Below are 17,098 nucleotides of genomic sequence, written 5' to 3'. Positions count from 1 at the left end.
GACGAAGAGTATCGACCGGACAGGGCATTCAGCTCGCAAGAGCAGAAGTACCCCACCCGAGGATTAATCAGCGCGCCCTTGCTGGTCGAGCGCATCGAAAAAAACTACAGGGCCCAGCCCCATGAAGTCTGGTGAGGCTTGCCGCTGGTAGCCGGCCCTTTCAATGCATGACCGCCCGCGTAATCAAAAAGCTCAGCAACTCGCCCTCGTCATCCAGTTCGATGGCCTGCACCGGCCGTGGCAGGTTGTCGAGCACGCTGCGCCAGAACGCCTGTGAGGTTTCATCCTGGTCATAGAAGCGCACCAGCCAGTCCCCTTCCCCACTCATCAGCACCTGGGTAGCCAATGCCTGGCCGATGCCCTTGCGCCGGTAGCGCTTGAGAATGAACAGGTCGGCCAGCTCCTGTGCGTCCAGCCCTGCCAGTTCGCTGCGCTCGACCAGCAGGAAGCCGGCGATGTAGCCATCGACCAGAATCAGGTTGGCGCTCCACTGCGGCTCCTGCCAGTAGCGGGCCAGGTGTTCGTCGTGGATGTAGAAACGGCCGTCCACCTCGACGTCTTCCTGCTCCCAGTCCGAGGACTCGTAGGCATAGAACTGGTAGAGGTTGCGGATCAGCTCGATGTGTTCAGGGCCGGTCGGGATCAGTTCGACGGTGAGTTCACTCATGGCTACGGCAGGGGCTCGATGAAAAAGAGCGCGCAGTCAGCCACGATTCGCGTCACAACTCAACCCATTCGCCCTGCGAGTAGACGCTGAACCGGTTCGACTCGGGAAGGACAACAGAGCGAGGGCAAGCAGTGCAGTGCGAAGCATGAAGGCGAGGCCATCCTGGGCGATCTGGGCGCGGGATGATGTCATGCAGCCCTCTTCGCCAGCAAGGCTGGCTCCTACAGTCCTGTGCAGGGGTCAGCCTCCAGGCGAACAAGCGCATCGCGCTCACTCCATCAGAACTGCACCTTCACCTGTACGCCGGCCAGCAACGCGTCCTGGGTGTCCTTGCCGGAAAATGCACCCGGCTCCATCACGTACTGCACGCTCGGGCGCACCGTCAGCCAGCGGGTTACCTGGGCGGTGTAGCTCAGTTCCAGCAACTGCTCGCCCATGTCCAGGTTGCTGACACTCTGCGCCTGGGCCAGGTCGCCACCGCGCTCCAGGTTGGCGATCTGGACATCGCGGCTGCGCGAGTTGAACACCGCACGGCCGTACGCCAACCCCACGTTGTCATGCTCGCGCGAAGCGAACGGTCGGCTCAGCACCGCTCCGGCCGCGTACCAGTGCGAGAACGGCGAAGTGGCCGTGTCGGTGTCGGTGGCCTGCGCGAACAGGCGTACGCTGCGCCCCCGGGTCGAATCCGAACGCCATACCATCTGATCGACCAGGACATAGGCACCGTGACGCCCCGCCGCCTTGCTGTCGGGCTGGCCGATGCGCGCAGTGTCGGAGGTGTCGTAATACCAGCCGAACTTGTACTGCCCATCATAGGTAGCCAGGTTGTTGTAAATCAGCTCCACCGGCAGGATGGCCCCGGTGGTGCCGCTGGAGGTCAGGTCGAAGGCCTTGGACGAGGCGCTGTTGGTCTCGGGGTTCACGTTGAACCAGGCGGTCTGCACCGTCCACTCGGGGCTGATGCGGTATTTCAGCTCCATGCCCCAGTGCGCGGTGGGGTAGTTGCCCCAGCCACTGCCACCGGACATGCTCAGCGGGTGCGCGCAGAAACCTGCGTTGACGAAGTTGGTGAGGATGCCCATGCCGCCGAAGTCATTGCCCATGGCCATCCAGCCGAGCTTGACGTTCAGGTCGTCGGTGAACAGGCTGCGCGCATAGCTCAGTTCGCTCAGGCGCGTGTACAGCCCGCCGTAGATTTCCTGCACCGGCAGCCGGTTGCCCACCAGGTCTTGCGAGGCGCTGTTGCCGCGCCGATCATTGATCGTCAGCTGGACCGTGCCTGCATCCGCCTCGCCCAGCAATGTCTCGAGGTCGAAGGTCGCGCCCAGGCGGACCTGCTGCGCATAGCGCGCACCGTGCTTGAGGCCACCGCTGACCAGGCCCATGGTTTCCGACACATATTCGCCGGTGAGCTTGACGCCGCTCGCCTCCAGGCGTGAGCGGCTGCCGCCCCAGTCGCCGGTCAGGGTCGGGCTGTCGACAAGGTTGTCGAATGCATCGGCCTGCACCGCAAACGCCAGCAGGCTGGAAGAAAGGCCCACGGCAAACGCGAGGGGGCTGAACGGAAAACGCGAAAAGAGGCTCAAACGGCCCTCCCGAAAGACAATAGATCACCACCCGGTCAGCGACGAAGGCGCGAACCGGGACACAAGAAATGCAGATGGCCTATGTTACGGGATTTTATGTACTAACCGTTTAATTTGTAGACTTTGGTGCAACGCCCTGGCCGACCGGCGGCTGGCTCAGGGCAGGTACAGCTGGAACAGGCCGCCGCCCAGGGCACCGCCATTGGCGATCTCGATGCGCCCGCGCACACCGTTGCGCTCGTGCAGCGCAGCAATGCGTTCAGCGAAGTACAGGCCCAACCCGGTGCTGCCGGTGTGCAGGTTGATGCCCTGCACGTAGTCGGCCTGACGGTCGATCATGCCCTGTGGATAACCCGGGCCGTCGTCATTGATGCTCAGCACCAGTTGCTCGCCCTGCTCCGCCACCGTGACCAGCAAGGCGTGCCCGGCATAGCGGATGGCGTTGTTGATCACGTTGGAGATCACCGAACCGACCAGCTCGCGGTCGAAGAAGCCCAGCGGGTTGAAGGCATCGATCTCGTAGCGCGCAATGATCTCGCGGCTGTCGATGATCGGCTGATTGGACGCCAGCAGGCCGCCGATGAAGTCGTCCAGGTCATGGTAGTCGGGGCACATGGGCAACTGATTGACCCCGAGTTTGTACAGCCCCAGCAGCTGCACGAGCATGCCGTTGAGGTGCGCGAACTCGTGCTCCACCACCGCCTGCTCCGGGCCTTGCGCCTGGGCGGCCGGCAGGCGCGACAGCCACTGGCTGTGCGCCTGCATCAGCATCGCCAGGGAGTTCTTCATGTCGTGTACGGTGGAGGCGATCACCGTGGAAAAATCCAGCCCCTGGGAATCGTTGCTCATGAGCCCACCGCCCGGATACGCAGTTTTCGATAGCGCTCGTAGCGCGGATCGGTATTGGGAATGCCCGCCACCTTGGCCAGGCACGCGCGGCATTCCTCCAGCGCGGCGCTCGAGGGGTTTTCCCCGGCCATGCGCAGCAGCGCCTGGGCAGTGTTCAGCGCAATGCTGATGTTCTTGGGCTGCAACGCCAGCGCGCGACGGAACTGCTCCAGCGCCTCGCCGACCTTGCCGGCCTGATAGCTGCGCACGCCCTGGCGGTTGAGGTCGACGGCTTCGTTGCCGGCGCCTAGAATCGTCGGGTCGTCAGTCAGCTTGGCGATGCTCTGCATCACGCTCGCGTCGTCACCGTAGACTTCCACGCAGTTCTTGAGGATGGCCGTGCCCGCCGCCTCCTGACCCAGTTGCTGCAACTGCGCAGCCACTGCCAGGGCGGTTTCGGCCGAGAAGAACTGGTCCATGTTCTCCAGCCGCGCAACCGCCGCCTCGGTGAGCTTGGCGGCCGTCTCGGCATCGCCCGCCTGCGCCAGGCCGGTGGCCTTGATCAAGCGCGCACGTACCTGCAGGCCCTGGTCGTCGGTGTACTCCTTGGCCACATCGCCCAGCACCTGGTTCAGCTCCACCCGTGTGCGTGCATCCAGGCCGTTGCCCACGTTCTTCTGGATCAGCGCCTGGGCCAGGCCCAGGTTGCTTTCAGGGTCTTTGAAACGCGAATTCTGGCCCTGGCTCACGGCCTGGCGATAGGCCCGCGACGAGGTGTCGAAGTCGGCGTTGCCCAGGGCCAGCTTGCCCAGTTGCATCTGCCGGCGGACCGCCAGCGGCGACAGGCGTACGGCCTCTTCGAGCACCGACTGGGCACGGCGGGTTTCACCTGCGGCAGCCAGCACGTCGGCCAAGCCGTCGTACAGGCCGGGCATCATCGAAAACGCCTTGATCGCCTGTTCGTAGATTTCCTTGGCCTGGACGGCCTGGCCGCGCTTGAACAGCAGCTTGCCCAGCGCCGCGTATGCCCATGGCGTAGGGCGGTTGGCCAGGATCGCCTTAAGAAAGCGCTCCAGCTCTTCATGCCGGTTGAGGGCGCCCAGGGCGTCGGCACGGTAGCGCAGGCACAGCGGCGCAAAGCGCGGGTCCTGCTTGCACAGGTTGTCGCAGGCCAGCAGCACTTCGGCCGGTCGGCCACGGTCCAGCGCCTGCAAGATAGGCTTGAGCAGGGTCTTGCGCTGTACCAGCTTGTCCAGGCGCTGGGTCAGCCCCAGGCGGTTGAAGGGTTTGGTCAGGTAGGCGTCCGGCTCGTGCTCCAGGGCACTGAGCACCACCGCCTGGCTGCTCTCGGCCGTCACCATGACAAAGATCGCCTCGTGGCTGATCAGCTTGTCGATCATCAGGTCTTCCAGCACCTGCTGGCCGTTCTTCTTGCCGTCGCCCAGGTGGAAGTCGTGCAGGATGAAGTCATAGCGCTTCTGCCCGCACATGCGAATCGCCGTCTCGCCGCTCTCGGCAGTATCGACGTCGCGGATACCCATTTCCCGCAACATCGAACGCACGGACGTGCGGAAGTCGGTGAAGTCATCGACGATCAGAAAACTTTTTTGGCTATACACCAACATCCACAAAACCTGACTTGGAAGAAAGAAGAGCGGCGCCAAGGCGCCTACAGGGACAGGCTCGGCTTCAGGACGCAAGCAGCGCGACGATCATCGCCAGCGCATGCTGCTTGGCAAGCAACGTCAACGGCTGCAGGCCTCGGAAAGGCTATCGGCAGCACGTGCACTTTGCTTGAGGCGCCGCAAGCATGCGGCACGAAGCCAACGCGCCAAGTGTGATGGCGCGATGCCATCATACTTGGCCGACTGCCGTGCTACAACAGGCCCAGCGCCTTGGCCCGGGCGACCGCCTGGGTGCGGCGCTCGACGCCGAGCTTGCTGTTGATGTGGCTGGCGTGGGTCTTGACGGTGTGCAACGAAATGAACAGTTGCTCGCTGATCTGCTGGTTGGAACACCCCAGCGCGATCAGCTTGAGCACCGACATCTCTCGCGCACTCAGGGCCTCGGTGCCCGCCCCGGGGGCCGGCGGGGTATCAACCACCGGCAACAGCGCCAGCAGGCGCGCCTGCACCGGCCCCGCCGGCTGGGCCAGCAACTGCTCGCGTATCCACTCGGGGTGATCTTCCAGCAGCCGCTGGAAGGGTTGCAGCACGCCCCCCTGCGCGGCCTCCAGGGCCTGGGGCAGCAACACCACGGCCGCCTCTGCAGCACCGCTCGCCAGCAACAGGCCGATATGCTGACACACCGCGGTGGTGCCGAGCAGCTGGCCGCCATTGCTGCGCCCGTGCTCGGTCAGCGCCTGCAGGCGTTGTGCGGCCTGTGCGGTACGCCCCTGGGCCTGTTCCAGCAGGGCCTGCTGCAGTTCGATGTGCAAAGGCAGCAGCGGGTGGAACTCCGGTGCGGCGGCGGCACGTTCGCCACCGTAGGTCTGGCCCAGACGCAGCAGCCAGGATTCGGCCAGGTCCATGCGCCCCTGGGCCAGCCACAGCTCGCATTTGACCAGGGTGATCATGGCCAGGTAGAACACCGGCGGCACGTCCCAGATATGCATCAGGCGCTCGGCCTCGGCCAGCTCGCAGAAGGCCTCGGTAAAACGCCCCTCGCGTCCGTCCAGGGTGGCCAGCACACAATGCCCGATCAGCACGCTGATGTCGCGACAGGCACGCGCTTCCACCAGCCCGGCGCGCAAGCGCGCACGCCCTTCCTGGGGCTGCAGCCCGGCGACCAGCAGGTAGCCTTCGTACAGCGCCAGGCGCGCACGCGCCGCGTACAGGCGCTGGGCCGACAGCCCTTGCAGGCGTTGCAGGCCGTGGCGCACCTCCTCCATCGAACGCAGGACCTCGCCACGGGCATGCAGCACCCGCGCGCGATCGTAGTGGGCCAGGGCCTCGAACAACGGGTTGCCGACCCGCCGTGCCAGCTCCAGCGCCTCGCGGTTCCAGCCACGGGCGTGCCAGAAATCGCCCTCGGCGATGGCCAGGTTGGACAACGTGGACAGGCACATCAGGCGCTGGCCGTAGCGCTTGGTGGGCAGGCTGCGCAGCGCCTGCTGGCAGTACGAGCGGGTTTTCAGACGATCGCCGCGACCGCGGGCGATGATTCCGCTCAGGGCCAGCCATTGCGCCAGCATGGACTTCTGCGCCGTGGCCGAAGGCGCCGGCAGGAACCGGCTGAGGTGGCTGACCAGTTCCTCGGCCGCATCCAGCTGGCAGGCCAGCCCCAGCGCCCAGCTGTACAGCACGATCAGGCGCGGGGTGCTGATCAGCAGGCTGTCGGGCAGGTCCATCTTCCAGCGCAGCAGCATGCCGACGTTCTGTTCGGCCAGCAGTTGCTCTTCGGACAGGTTCTGCACCAGGTTGGCCGCCACGTCCAGGTGACCGGCGCGCAGGGCCTGCTCCACCGCCTCGTCGAGCAGGCCCTGGGCGTGGAACCAGCGGCACGCGCGCAGGTGCAGGCTGGCCAGCGGCTGGCTGGCCTGGCGGGTGCGCAGCAGGTCGGAGAACAGGTGGTGATAACGCAGCCATTGACCCTGCTCGTCCAGCGGTACCAGAAACACCTGGTGTGCCTTCAGGTAACGCAGTATCTGCGCGCTGTCGTGGCTTTCGCGCAGGGCATCGCACAGGTCGGCGCAAAAACGCTCCTGGCAGGCGGTGTCGTAGAGAAACGCCTGCACCTCGGGCGGCAGGCAGTCGATGACTTCTTCGAGCAGGTAGTCGCGGATCAGCCCCTCGCCGCCATGCAGGGCGTGGGGCAAGGCGCTGTCGACCCCCGCCTCGGAGGCGGCCAGCAGCCAGAAGCGCAGGCCGGCGACCCAGCCATCGCTGCGTTGAATCAGGTTGTCCAGGGCCTGGCCACGCAGCGTGGTGGGGTGCTGGTCGAGCACGGCCAGGGATTCCTCGGGGCTCAGGCGCAGGTCCTGTTCGGTGAGTTCGAGCAACTGCTGCGACAGGCGCAGGCGCGCCAGGTGCCAGTCGGGACGCTGGCGGCTGGTGACCAGCAGCACCAGGCCAGGCGGCAAATGATTGAGGAAGAACTGCAGGCAGCGGTCGAGCACCGGGCCCTGGGCCAGATGGTAGTCATCGAGCACCAGCAGCAGCGGGTTCTGCGGGTGCAGGTGCAGGGCCAGTTCGTCGAGCAGGCTGTCGAGCCACTCCTCGAAGGCAAAAGGCTGGTGCCGCTGGCGCATCTTGAGCAGGCCCTGGGCCTGGTTGCCCAGGTCCGGGCAGAACTGCTGCAGCCCTTCGAGCAGGCGTTCCAGAAAGCGCCCGGGGTCGCTGTCGCGCTGGCTCAGCCCCAGCCACAGGCTGCCCCACGAGGCGGGCAGGCTCTGGCAGAACTCCACGGCCAGCGAGCTCTTGCCGAAACCGGCGGGCGCCGAAACCAGCAGCAGTCGACCGCTAAGGCCGGCGTGCAGGCGCTGGCATAGCCGCGGGCGCGGCACGTGCCCCTCGGGCAGTGGTGGACGGTAGAAGCGGCCCTCCACAGCGCTGATGGCCTGGCTGGCGAACCCTTGCATACGCGACAGATCAGTCATGGCCGGCTCGTTTTAGTTGGAAGTCTTCGGCAGAACAGACCCGCCGAGACTAGCGCTTTAAACGGCACATTTGAAGATGATTGGCGCAGAGGTCGGAAAAAAGACTACAACAAAAAGCGACAAAAACTCACGAAGCGCGGCATTGCGTGCACTTCATCCCGCATTGCCCCTCACGGCCTGTTGTCGGGCCACACACAGAAACGCCCCGGGCAAGCCGGGGCGTTCTGGGGATCACACGGAGGAGGTTCTAACTCAGCGCACACCATCCTGGCGCAGCGCTGCCGGCTGGAAGTCGGCCTTGCTGGCAGTGAAGTCGAAGTTGTAGGCCTTCTGCTCTTCGTTCTTCATGCCCAGCGCCAGGTAACGGCCCGACTGCAGGTCGTAGATGGCTTCCAGGGTGTACCACGGCACCTGCTTGTTGTAGTAGTCCTGGGCATGTGCCTCGGATACCCGCCACAGCTGGCCGCGGCCGTCGTACTGGTCGATCACGGCCGCTTGCCAGGTGTCTTCGTCGATGTAGAAGTCACGCTTGGCATAGATATGCCGCTGGCCCGGCTTCAGGGTGCCCACCACATGCCACACGCGACGCAGCTCGTAACGGGTCAGGTCCTGGTTGATATGCCCCGGCTTGATGATGTCGGCATACTTGAGGCTCGTCGAATCGAGCTTGTAGCTGTTGGAGGCAATGTACATCTCCTTCTTGCCTTCCAGCTTCCAGTCGTAGCGGTCCGGCGCACCGTTGAACATGTCCAGGTTGTCGGAGGTACGCAGGCCGTCAGCGGCGGTACCCGGGCCGTCATACGACACTTGCGGGGCCTGGCGCACGCGGCGCTGGCCAGCGTTGTACATCCAGGCCTTGCGCGGCTCCTTGACCTGGTCGAGGGTCTCGTGAACCAGCAGCACGGTACCGGCCAGGCGCGGCGGGGCGGTCACTTTCTGCTTGAAGTAGAACAGCACGTTGCCAGGGTTGGCCGGATCGAAATCCTTCAGGCGATCGCGGAACATGAACTGTTCCTCGAGCTTCACCATGCTGTAGCTGCCGTTCTGCTGCGGCGTGGCCTGGTTCACCACACGCGTGACGCCACCGCCACGGTAGCGGGTGATGTGGTTCCAGATCACCTCCACACCGCTTTTCGGGATCGGGAACGGAATCGCGATCTGGAAGTTCTCCAGCCCGTTGCCGCCAGCTACCAGGTTGGTGGTGGTGGCGTTCTTCTTGATGGCGGCGAACACCGAGTCCGGCACCGTGGAGCCACGCTGGGTCGGGTACACCGGCAGCTTGAAGGTGTCCGGATAGCGCTTGAACATGGCCAACTGGCCAGGGGACAGCTTGTCTTTGTACTGGTCGACGTTCTGCGCGGTGATGGTGAACTTGGGCTTGTCGTTGCCGTACGGGTCGGACAGGAAGCCCTTGGCATCGACCGAACCGGCCGTGGTGCTCAGGGGCTGCCAGGCGGTGATCGAACCGTCGGCATTGCCGGCCTTCTCGGCGCCCATCGGGGTCAGGCTGGTGCCCAGCTTGGCGGCTTCGTCGGCGGACACCGCCGCCATCACGCCGGTGGCGAGCAGCGACAGGCTCAGCACACCGATTTTCAACAGACTCTTGGTTGCTTTCATGATCTTGGTCTTCCCGGATCAGTGCTTAGAAGTTCACGCCGAAGCTGAGGGCGATGAAGTCGCGGTCATCCACGGTGGTGTACTTGCCATCGAAGAAGTTGGTGTACGACAGGCTCGCGGTGTAGGTGTTCTGGTATTCGGCGTCCAGGCCCAGGCTGACCGCCTTGCGCCCTTCCTCGAAGTTGCCGCCCGGGCCTGGCGAGTAGCCGGACACGTCATGCGACCAGGCCACGCTCGGCTTGAGGTTGACCCCGGCGAACACATCGTTGTAGTCCCAGATCACGCGGCCACGGTAGCCCCACGAGGTGCTGGTGGTGTAGCCGTCCTTTTCGCATTTGCGGCTGCGGTTGGCGGAGGAACCACCGCCAGGCGCGGCGCCACCGATGGTGCCGGCGTTGAGGATGTCCGTGCAGGTGTTGAGGCCGAAGGTATCCGGCAGCGGGCCAGGGCCATACACCGGATCGCGGCCGTAGCGCAGCTTGTCGGCGCTTTCCAGGCCGCCCACGTGGGTCACGCCCACTTCACCTACCACGGTCATGCGGCTGGCGCCCATCACCTGGTCGAAGAAGTGCGTCAGGGTGGTCTGGAACTGGGTGATTTCCTTGCGCTTGTAGCCGTGCAGGTCGGTATCGGCCTGGCCCTTGAGCAGCGAGGCATTGCCGAACGTGCCGCCCAGCTGGGTGACCCCGGCGTACAGGATGTCGGTGGTGTTCAGCTGCACCGGTGCGTTCGGCCGGTAGCTGATTTCACCGCTCCACGCGGTGCCGGTAGGCAGGGTGGTGGAGAAGCTCAGGCCGTACAGGCGGATGTCTTCGGGATACTCGACGAAGTACTTGGAGTTGCCCGCCACGATGGCGGCGCCGGTGCGCGGGTCGACCATGCCGGCAATGGCGTAGGCCTGTGCAGAAGCCCCCGTGGCGCTGAAGATCGGCGCACGGCTGTGGTAGTTCATGGCGTAGGCGCCGAACTCGGTATTGAGCGGTTCGAACATGTAGCGCAGGGCAACACCGAACTGGCCGCTGTCACGGGCATCGCGGTCGGGGCCGCGCGCCACCTTGATGCCTTCCTCGTTCACGTCCACGCCGAAGTTGGCCAGGCCGGCGATCTGTGCCGGGGTCATGGTGCGGCTGCTGGACAATACGCGCAGGTTGTCGGTGCAACCGTCGGCGATGATGTCCGGCTGGGAGAAGAAGGTGCCGCAGTTGTCGACGACGGTCTGGTCCCATTCCAGCTGGTAGAAGGCTTCGGCCGACAGGTTGTCGGTCAGGCTCTGGGAGATGTAGAACATGTTGACCGGGATCAGGCCTTCCTTGATCTCTGCACCCGGGCGGCGGAACGCGGAAACGTCGATGGGGTTGATCGAGTTGATGCCACCACCGATGAAGGTACTTTCACCCCAGCTCACCACCTGCTTGCCGAAACGCACCGAACCCGGCAGTTCGCCAATCGAGTAGTTGTGGTAGACGAAGGCGTCGAGCAGCTCGGCACCGGACGACTTGGCGCCCTCTTTGCGGTTGGAGTCGCTGATGTCCTTGAACTGGCGGTGTTCGTCCTTGAGTTCGAAGTCGTACCAGTACTTGCCACGCACGAACACGCCGGTGTCGCCGTACTTGAGCTCCAGGTCGTGGATGCCCTTGAAGATCTTCGAGAAGGTCTCGCCGCGCTTGAAGTTCAGGTGGCCGTCGTCGGAGGTCTGCGACAGACCCTTGCCGCCGTTGTTGACGCCGATCAGGTTCTGGTTCGGCTTGGCCGTCGACCAGCTGGCCCCCACGGACAGCGACGAGTCGAACTGACCTTCGATTTCACCGATGTTGAAACTGACGCCGAATGCAGGGCCGGCGAGCGTAGAAGCGAGGCTGACGGCCAATGGCAATTTCGCCCGGCGCCAGAACAGATTTACTGATGTCATCGACGCTACTCCATGTACTTTATTTTTATGGCAGTGAGTCCTTTGAGAAACGCATCGAACGACCGACGTGAATACGCCTGCTGGTCGACCAACGTGGCAGTGCGCAGTCATTTGCGCGGGCCCCCGTCCCTAAAAATCCCCTGACCCGACTATAGCCAGCAGGTACCTGTGCTTGATCCCTCTAAAGTGTGATTTGCACGTTGGTACTACACCCAAAGAGCTGATTCGCTCGCCAACTGCGCGGGCAGCGGCAAGGATGGCCTATTTTTTCGCTTTGACAAGGCGCGCAGGTGTCTGGCGCAAGGGTCGCACCCGCCAGGGCGCGACCGGCCCGCCTTCAGAGGGTGGACAGAAATGCGCTGTTGCTGGCCTGCCAGTGGCTGATGTCGACGCGGATGCGCTTCTTGTCCAGCTTGCCCACGCTGGTCTTGGGAATTTCGGTAACAAGGGCGATCTGGCTGGGGATTGCCCACTTGTTGATCATGCCCAGCTCCACGTAGGGCTTGAGGTGCTCCTTGAGCTCGCGGGCGTCGATGCTGGTGCCGTCACGCACCACCAGCAGGGCAAACGGACGCTCGCCCCACTGCGGATCGGGTACACCCACCACCGCCACTTCGCGCACCGAGGGGTGGCGGCTGACGAGGTCTTCGAGGGCCAGCGACGACACCCACTCCCCGCCGGTCTTGATCACGTCCTTGATGCGATCGCGGATATCGACCACGCCCATGCTGTCGATGGTCGCCACATCCCCGGTGTGCAGCCAGCCGCCCTGCCACAGCTCGGCGCCTTTCTCCGGTTCGCGGAAATACCCCATGCTCAGCCACGGCGCGCGTAGCACCAGTTCGCCCTGGGACTCGCCGTCAGCCGGCAGGAAGCCGCCTTCGGCATCCATCACCGCGGCCTCCACCAGCGGCACCGGCACGCCGGCCTTGATGCGATAGCTGATGCATTCGTCGTCGCTGCCGGCCAGCAGCTCTTCGTTGAGGTGGGCACAGGCCACCAGCGGGCAGGTTTCCGACATGCCATAGGCCGCCGTGAGCTGGATGCCCTGGGCCTTGGCCGACTCATACAGGGCGCGGTTGAGCGAGCTGCCGCCGATGATGATCTTCCAGCCGCCGAAATCCTGGCCCTGCGCGCCCTTGGCGTTGAGCAGCATCTGCAGGATGGTCGGTACGCAGTGCGAGAAGGTGACCTTTTCGTCCCGCCACAGCTGACACAGCATCTCCGGCTCGTAGCGCCCCGGGTAGACCTGCTTGAGCCCGAGCATGGTGGCCACGTAGGGGATGCCCCAGGCGTGCACGTGGAACATCGGGGTGATGGGCATGTACACATCATCGGTGCCCAGCAGGCGGATGCTGTCGATGCTGCCGGTCACGGTAGCCACGCCCAGGGTGTGCAGCACCAGCTGGCGGTGGGTGAAATACACCCCCTTGGGGTTGCCGGTGGTACCGGTGGTGTAGAAGGTGGTGGCCACCGAGTTCTCGTCGAAGTCGGGGAAGTCGTAGGTGGTGGCCGCGCCGGCCAGCAAGTGCTCGTACTCGCCCACCAGGTTCGGCAGTTCGGCATGCTTGTCGGGGCCGTCGGTGAGCAGCAGGGTCTTCTCGACCGTGGTCAGTTGCGGCGCGATGGACTGATACAGCCCGATGAAATCGCTGTTGACCAGTACGAAGCGGTCTTCGGCGTGGTTCATGGTGTAGAGGATCTGCTCGGGCGACAGGCGCACGTTGATGGTGTGGGCCACCGCGCCGATCATCGGGATGGCGAACATGCACTCCAGGTAGCGATGGCTGTCCCAGTCCATCACCGCCACGGTGTCGCCGGCCTTGACCCCGGCTGCGGTGAGCACGTTGGCCAGGCGCGCGATGCGCTCGCTCAGGGTCAGATAGTTGTAGCGCAGCTGATCGCGGTACACGATCTCGCGGGTTTTCTCGTAGCGGCTGCCCGACATCAGCAGGCGCTTGATCAGCAGCGGGTATTCGTAAGCGCCCGCAGCGGGGGCGATAATCCTGGTTTGCAGCATGGGAGTCCCTTTTTCGAGTACGCAGGCATGGCAATACGGCGCTTACTCTAGAACGGGACGGGGGCGCTCAAATCAGCCAAAGGAATGATTTGCGCGCCCGCAGGGATGACAGGCCAATGGCCATCAACCGCCTCAGTGCATCTCGGTGAAGGCGATCTTGATACCCAGCGCCACCAGCACCGCGCCCATGCCGCGATCGAACCAGTGGCCCATGCGCGCAAAGCCGGAGCGCACGCGGGCGTGGCTGAACAGCAGGGCCACCAGGCAGAACCACAGGCCGGTGGCCAGCGCCAGGTAGGCCCCGTAGCCGGCCTGTATCAGCAGCGGCGTGTGCGGGTTGATCACCACCGTGAACAGCGACAGGAAGAACAGCGTGGCCTTGGGGTTCAGGCCGTTGGTCATGAACCCTGCCACAAAGGCGGCACGCGGGGTGCGCGCCACGGTCGAGACCTGCACGCTCTCGCTGCCGGCAGGCGCCGGGCGGGCACGCAGGGCCTTGATGCCGATGTACACCAGGTAGGCCGCAGCCAGCCACTTGAGCACGTTGAACAGCATGATCGACTGCGACACGATCAGGCCGATGCCCAGCAGCGAATAGCCCACATGCAGGAAGATCGCCGTGCCCACGCCGAAGGCGGTCCAGGTACCGGCGCGCCGACCGTGGGTAACACTTTCGCGCACCACCACCGCAAAGTCCGGGCCGGGGCTGGCCACGGCCAGCAGGTGGATCAGCGCAACGGTGAGAAATTCTGCCCAGTACATGGGGTGACGCTCCTGGCAAACGATCGGGTGGCGTACCTTACCCACTGCCTGGCAGTTCTGAAAGATACAGTTACAAGTGAATCGGCACAGTCACCTCCCGTGCAGCCGGATGCCTGGCTTTACGCCCACGGCGATGCAGGCTCTAATGCCCCACTACCTGCTCAAACCACACCCCAGGAGCCTGCCCCATGACCTTGCGCCGCGCTGTATTCCTCGACCACAGCTCCCTGGACCTGGGCGACCTCGACCTGAGCCGCCTGCGCGGCTGCTTCGATGAACTGCAGTTGCACCCGGCCACTGCCCCCCACGAAGTGGCCGAGCGTCTGCAGGGCGCGAGCGTGGCGATCACCAACAAGGTGCACCTGGACGCCGCCGCCCTCGCCGCCTGCCCCGACCTCAGGCTGATCCTGGTGTCGGCCACCGGCACCAACAACGTCGACCTGCAGGCCGCGCGCGCCCAGGGCATCGTGGTCAGCAACTGCCAGGGCTACGGCACGCCCTCGGTGGCGCAGCACACCCTGGCCCTGCTGCTGGCGCTGGCCACTCGCCTGCCCGATTACCAGCAGGCGGTGGCCGACGGCAAATGGGCCCAGGCCAGGCAGTTCTGCCTGCTCGACTTTCCCATCGTCGAACTGGAGGGCAAGACCCTCGGCCTGCTCGGCCACGGCGAACTTGGCGGTGCGGTGGCGCGCCTGGCCGAAGCTTTCGGCATGCGCGTGCTGTCCGGCCAGTTGCCCGGCCGCCCGGCCCGCGATGATCGCCTGAGCCTGGCCGAGCTGCTGCCGCAGGTGGATGCGCTGACCCTGCACTGCCCGCTCAACGACAGCACCCGCAACATGATCGGCGCCGCCGAGCTGGCCCTGCTCAAGCCCGGCGCGTTCGTGGTCAACACCGCCCGTGGCGGGCTGATCGACGAGCAGGCGCTGGCCGACGCACTGCGCAGCGGGCACCTGGGTGGCGCCGCCACCGACGTGCTCAGCGTGGAGCCTCCGGTCAATGGCAACCCCCTGCTGGCAGGCGATATCCCGCGCCTTGTGGTCACCCCGCACAGTGCCTGGGGCGCGGTCGAGGCGCGCCAGCGCATCGTCGGCCAACTGGCCGAGAACGCCGAAGCCTTCCTGCAGGGCAACCCGCGCCGAGTGGTCAGCTGAGTTCTGCTAGAATTCGCGACTTTTTGCAGAGGGGCGCCGACCATGGACCCGCGTAGTGAAGTGTTGCTCCGTCAGGCCGAGCTGTTCAAAGGCCCCGTGTTGCTGGCCGGCCTGCCCGCCGACGACCTGCTGGGCAGCCTGCCCGATGCCCGCGCCTGGAGCTGGCACGCCGGCGACCAGGCCGCGCTCGAGGCGCGTTTTGCCGGGCGCAGTCACTATGGCGTGGAGGTGCCGCCGGTGGCTTTCGACGGCGCCGTGCTGTTTCTGCCCAAGTCCCGCGATCTGGCCAACTACCTGCTCAATGCCCTGGCCTCGCGCCTGGGTGGGCGCCAGCTGTACCTGGTGGGTGAAAAGCGCGGGGGTATCGAGGGTGCGGCCAAGCAGCTGCACGCCTTCGGCAAGCCGCGCAAACTCGACAGTGCACGCCATTGCCAGCTGTGGCAGGTCACGGTGGACACCCCGCCAGAGGCGCAGCCGCTGGAAAGCCTGGCGCAACGATTCGAACTGCCACTGGCCGAAGGCCCGCTGCAGATCGTGAGCCTGCCCGGGGTCTTCAGCCATGGCCGGCTGGACCGCGGCAGCGCGCTGCTGCTGGATAACCTCGAGCAACTGCCCGTGGGCCATGTGCTGGACTTTGGCTGCGGCGCGGGCGTACTCGGCGCAGCGATCAAGCGCCGCTACCCACAAAGCCGGGTAACGCTGCTGGACGTGGATGCCTTCGCCGTGGCCAGCAGCCGCCTGACCCTGGCCGCCAATGGCCTGGAGGGGGAGGTCATCGCCGGTGACGGCATCGATGCCGCGCCCCGCGAGCTGAACGTGATCCTGAGCAATCCGCCGTTTCACACCGGGGTTCACACCAATTACCACGCCTCGGAAACCTTGCTGAAAAAATCGGCCGATCATCTGAAAAAAGGCGGCGAACTTCGACTTGTGGCCAACAGCTTCCTGCGGTACCAACCGCTCATCGAAGGCGCCTTGGGCAACTGCCTGATTCGCGACGAGGGACAAGGCTTTCGGATCTACCAGGCCACACGAACTTAAAAACTTCGCTTGCCCAAACGGTTTTGCCTAGGCAGAATCCGCTCCGTCCTAGGGGAGTAGTCTCCCGCGAGCACCCAGCTCGCCCGGTACGCGTCAACATACTTGGTCCTCAGACCATGGCGCGTACGACCCACGGTCCGCACAGACGGATCCAGGGTTTGACAAGACCTATGACACGCACACCTTACCCGGGGCGGGAAGGCTGTACGTGTCATAGCCGTGTCGACCCGCCCCCGTAGGAATCCTGATGCTGGAATCATTGCTGGTCCCCACCGCCATCGTTGCGCTCGCCGAAATCGGCGACAAGACGCAACTGCTCGCGCTCATCCTCGCTGCACGCTTTCGCAAACCCTGGCCGATCATCGCCGGTATCGTTGCCGCGACCCTGGCCAACCATGCGGCGGCCGGTGCGGTGGGTGCGTGGTTCGGCAGTTTCTTCTCGGAGGCCACGTTGCACTGGATCCTGGCCGCAAGCTTTGCCGCCACGGCCCTGTGGACCCTGGTGCCGGACAAGATGGATGACGATGAAGCCAGTACGGCGCGGCGCTTCGGCCCGTTCCTGACCACGCTGATCGCGTTCTTCATTGCCGAGATCGGCGACAAGACGCAGGTGGCCACGGTGATGCTGGCGGCGCAGTACCCGCACCTGATCATGGTGATCATCGGTACCACCCTGGGCATGCTGATTGCCAACGTACCGGTGGTGCTGGCGGGCAATTTTGCCGCCGAGAAGCTGCCGTTGACCCTGATCCGTCGCCTGGCGGCCACGGCATTCGTGGTGCTGGCGCTGGTGGCGGTGTATTCGGCGATGAAGGTCAGCGGGTGGGTGGGCTGATACCGGCTAGCGTGTGAAGCATTCGCCGGCAAGGCCGGCTCCTACAGGTTCAGGTAGGAGCCGACAGTGCCGGCGAAGGTCACGG

General features: G+C 64.8%; 12 protein-coding genes and 1 riboswitch. Of the genes, 3 read left to right on the top strand and 9 right to left on the bottom strand.

Going from position 1 to position 17,098, the window contains the following annotated elements; genetic code table 11:
- Window positions 1-160: 160 nt before the first annotated feature.
- From JZZ72_RS16020 to JZZ72_RS15980, 9 genes are all read right to left on the bottom strand, one after another.
- Window positions 161-667: a GNAT family N-acetyltransferase gene (locus tag JZZ72_RS16020; RefSeq protein WP_054916224.1), complete on the bottom strand. Its 507-nt coding sequence runs from the start codon at window positions 665-667 to the stop codon at window positions 161-163.
- Between the two features lie 278 nt (window positions 668-945).
- Window positions 946-2,253 carry a carbohydrate porin gene (locus tag JZZ72_RS16015; protein ID WP_210014694.1) on the bottom strand — a complete coding sequence of 436 codons (1,308 nt, stop codon included), beginning with the start codon at window positions 2,251-2,253 and terminating at the stop codon, window positions 946-948.
- Between the two features lie 156 nt (window positions 2,254-2,409).
- Window positions 2,410-3,102, bottom strand: a complete 693-nt coding sequence (locus JZZ72_RS16010; protein WP_054916226.1) for a sensor histidine kinase — start codon at window positions 3,100-3,102, stop codon at window positions 2,410-2,412.
- Window positions 3,099-4,706: a tetratricopeptide repeat-containing response regulator gene (locus JZZ72_RS16005; RefSeq protein WP_043864364.1), complete on the bottom strand. Its 1,608-nt coding sequence runs from the start codon at window positions 4,704-4,706 to the stop codon at window positions 3,099-3,101. The genes JZZ72_RS16010 and JZZ72_RS16005 overlap by 4 nt, the downstream gene beginning before the upstream one ends.
- Window positions 4,707-4,957: 251 nt before the next feature.
- Window positions 4,958-7,678: a LuxR C-terminal-related transcriptional regulator gene (locus tag JZZ72_RS16000; protein ID WP_210014693.1), complete on the bottom strand. Its 2,721-nt coding sequence runs from the start codon at window positions 7,676-7,678 to the stop codon at window positions 4,958-4,960.
- Between the two features lie 252 nt (window positions 7,679-7,930).
- Window positions 7,931-9,295 carry a DUF1329 domain-containing protein gene (locus tag JZZ72_RS15995; RefSeq protein WP_043864362.1) on the bottom strand — a complete coding sequence of 455 codons (1,365 nt, stop codon included), beginning with the start codon at window positions 9,293-9,295 and terminating at the stop codon, window positions 7,931-7,933.
- Window positions 9,296-9,320: 25 nt separating this feature from the next.
- Window positions 9,321-11,204: a DUF1302 domain-containing protein gene (locus tag JZZ72_RS15990; protein ID WP_088515274.1), complete on the bottom strand. Its 1,884-nt coding sequence runs from the start codon at window positions 11,202-11,204 to the stop codon at window positions 9,321-9,323.
- Between the two features lie 337 nt (window positions 11,205-11,541).
- Complete coding sequence (locus JZZ72_RS15985; protein WP_054916228.1) at window positions 11,542-13,224, bottom strand: fatty acid--CoA ligase; 1,683 nt, start codon at window positions 13,222-13,224, stop codon at window positions 11,542-11,544.
- A gap of 132 nt (window positions 13,225-13,356) precedes the next feature.
- The gene (locus JZZ72_RS15980) at window positions 13,357-13,986 is read right to left on the bottom strand and encodes a LysE family transporter (protein WP_043864359.1); all 630 of its coding nucleotides are present in this window, start codon (window positions 13,984-13,986) and stop codon (window positions 13,357-13,359) included.
- Between the two features lie 188 nt (window positions 13,987-14,174).
- Here JZZ72_RS15980 and JZZ72_RS15975 point away from each other — a divergent pair, with 188 nt between their 5' ends.
- The 3 genes from JZZ72_RS15975 (at window position 14,175) to JZZ72_RS15965 (ending at window position 17,013) form a co-directional block, all read left to right on the top strand.
- Window positions 14,175-15,137, top strand: coding sequence for a 2-hydroxyacid dehydrogenase (locus tag JZZ72_RS15975; protein WP_054916229.1), 963 nt, complete (start codon window positions 14,175-14,177; stop codon window positions 15,135-15,137).
- Window positions 15,138-15,179: 42 nt separating this feature from the next.
- A complete protein-coding gene (locus JZZ72_RS15970) occupies window positions 15,180-16,178 on the top strand; it encodes a class I SAM-dependent methyltransferase (protein WP_043864357.1) in 999 nt (332 codons plus the stop codon).
- A gap of 38 nt (window positions 16,179-16,216) precedes the next feature.
- A riboswitch (yybP-ykoY riboswitch) is annotated at window positions 16,217-16,338 on the top strand.
- Window positions 16,339-16,425: 87 nt separating this feature from the next.
- Window positions 16,426-17,013, top strand: a complete 588-nt coding sequence (locus tag JZZ72_RS15965; protein ID WP_043864356.1) for a TMEM165/GDT1 family protein — start codon at window positions 16,426-16,428, stop codon at window positions 17,011-17,013.
- The last annotated feature ends 85 nt before the right edge of the window (window positions 17,014-17,098 follow it).

This window comes from Pseudomonas palmensis (assembly GCF_017848315.1).
Lineage (GTDB): Bacteria > Pseudomonadota > Gammaproteobacteria > Pseudomonadales > Pseudomonadaceae > Aquipseudomonas > Aquipseudomonas palmensis.
The sequence above is the reverse complement of the archived record's forward strand: the minus strand, read 5'-3'. Positions and strand labels throughout refer to the sequence as shown.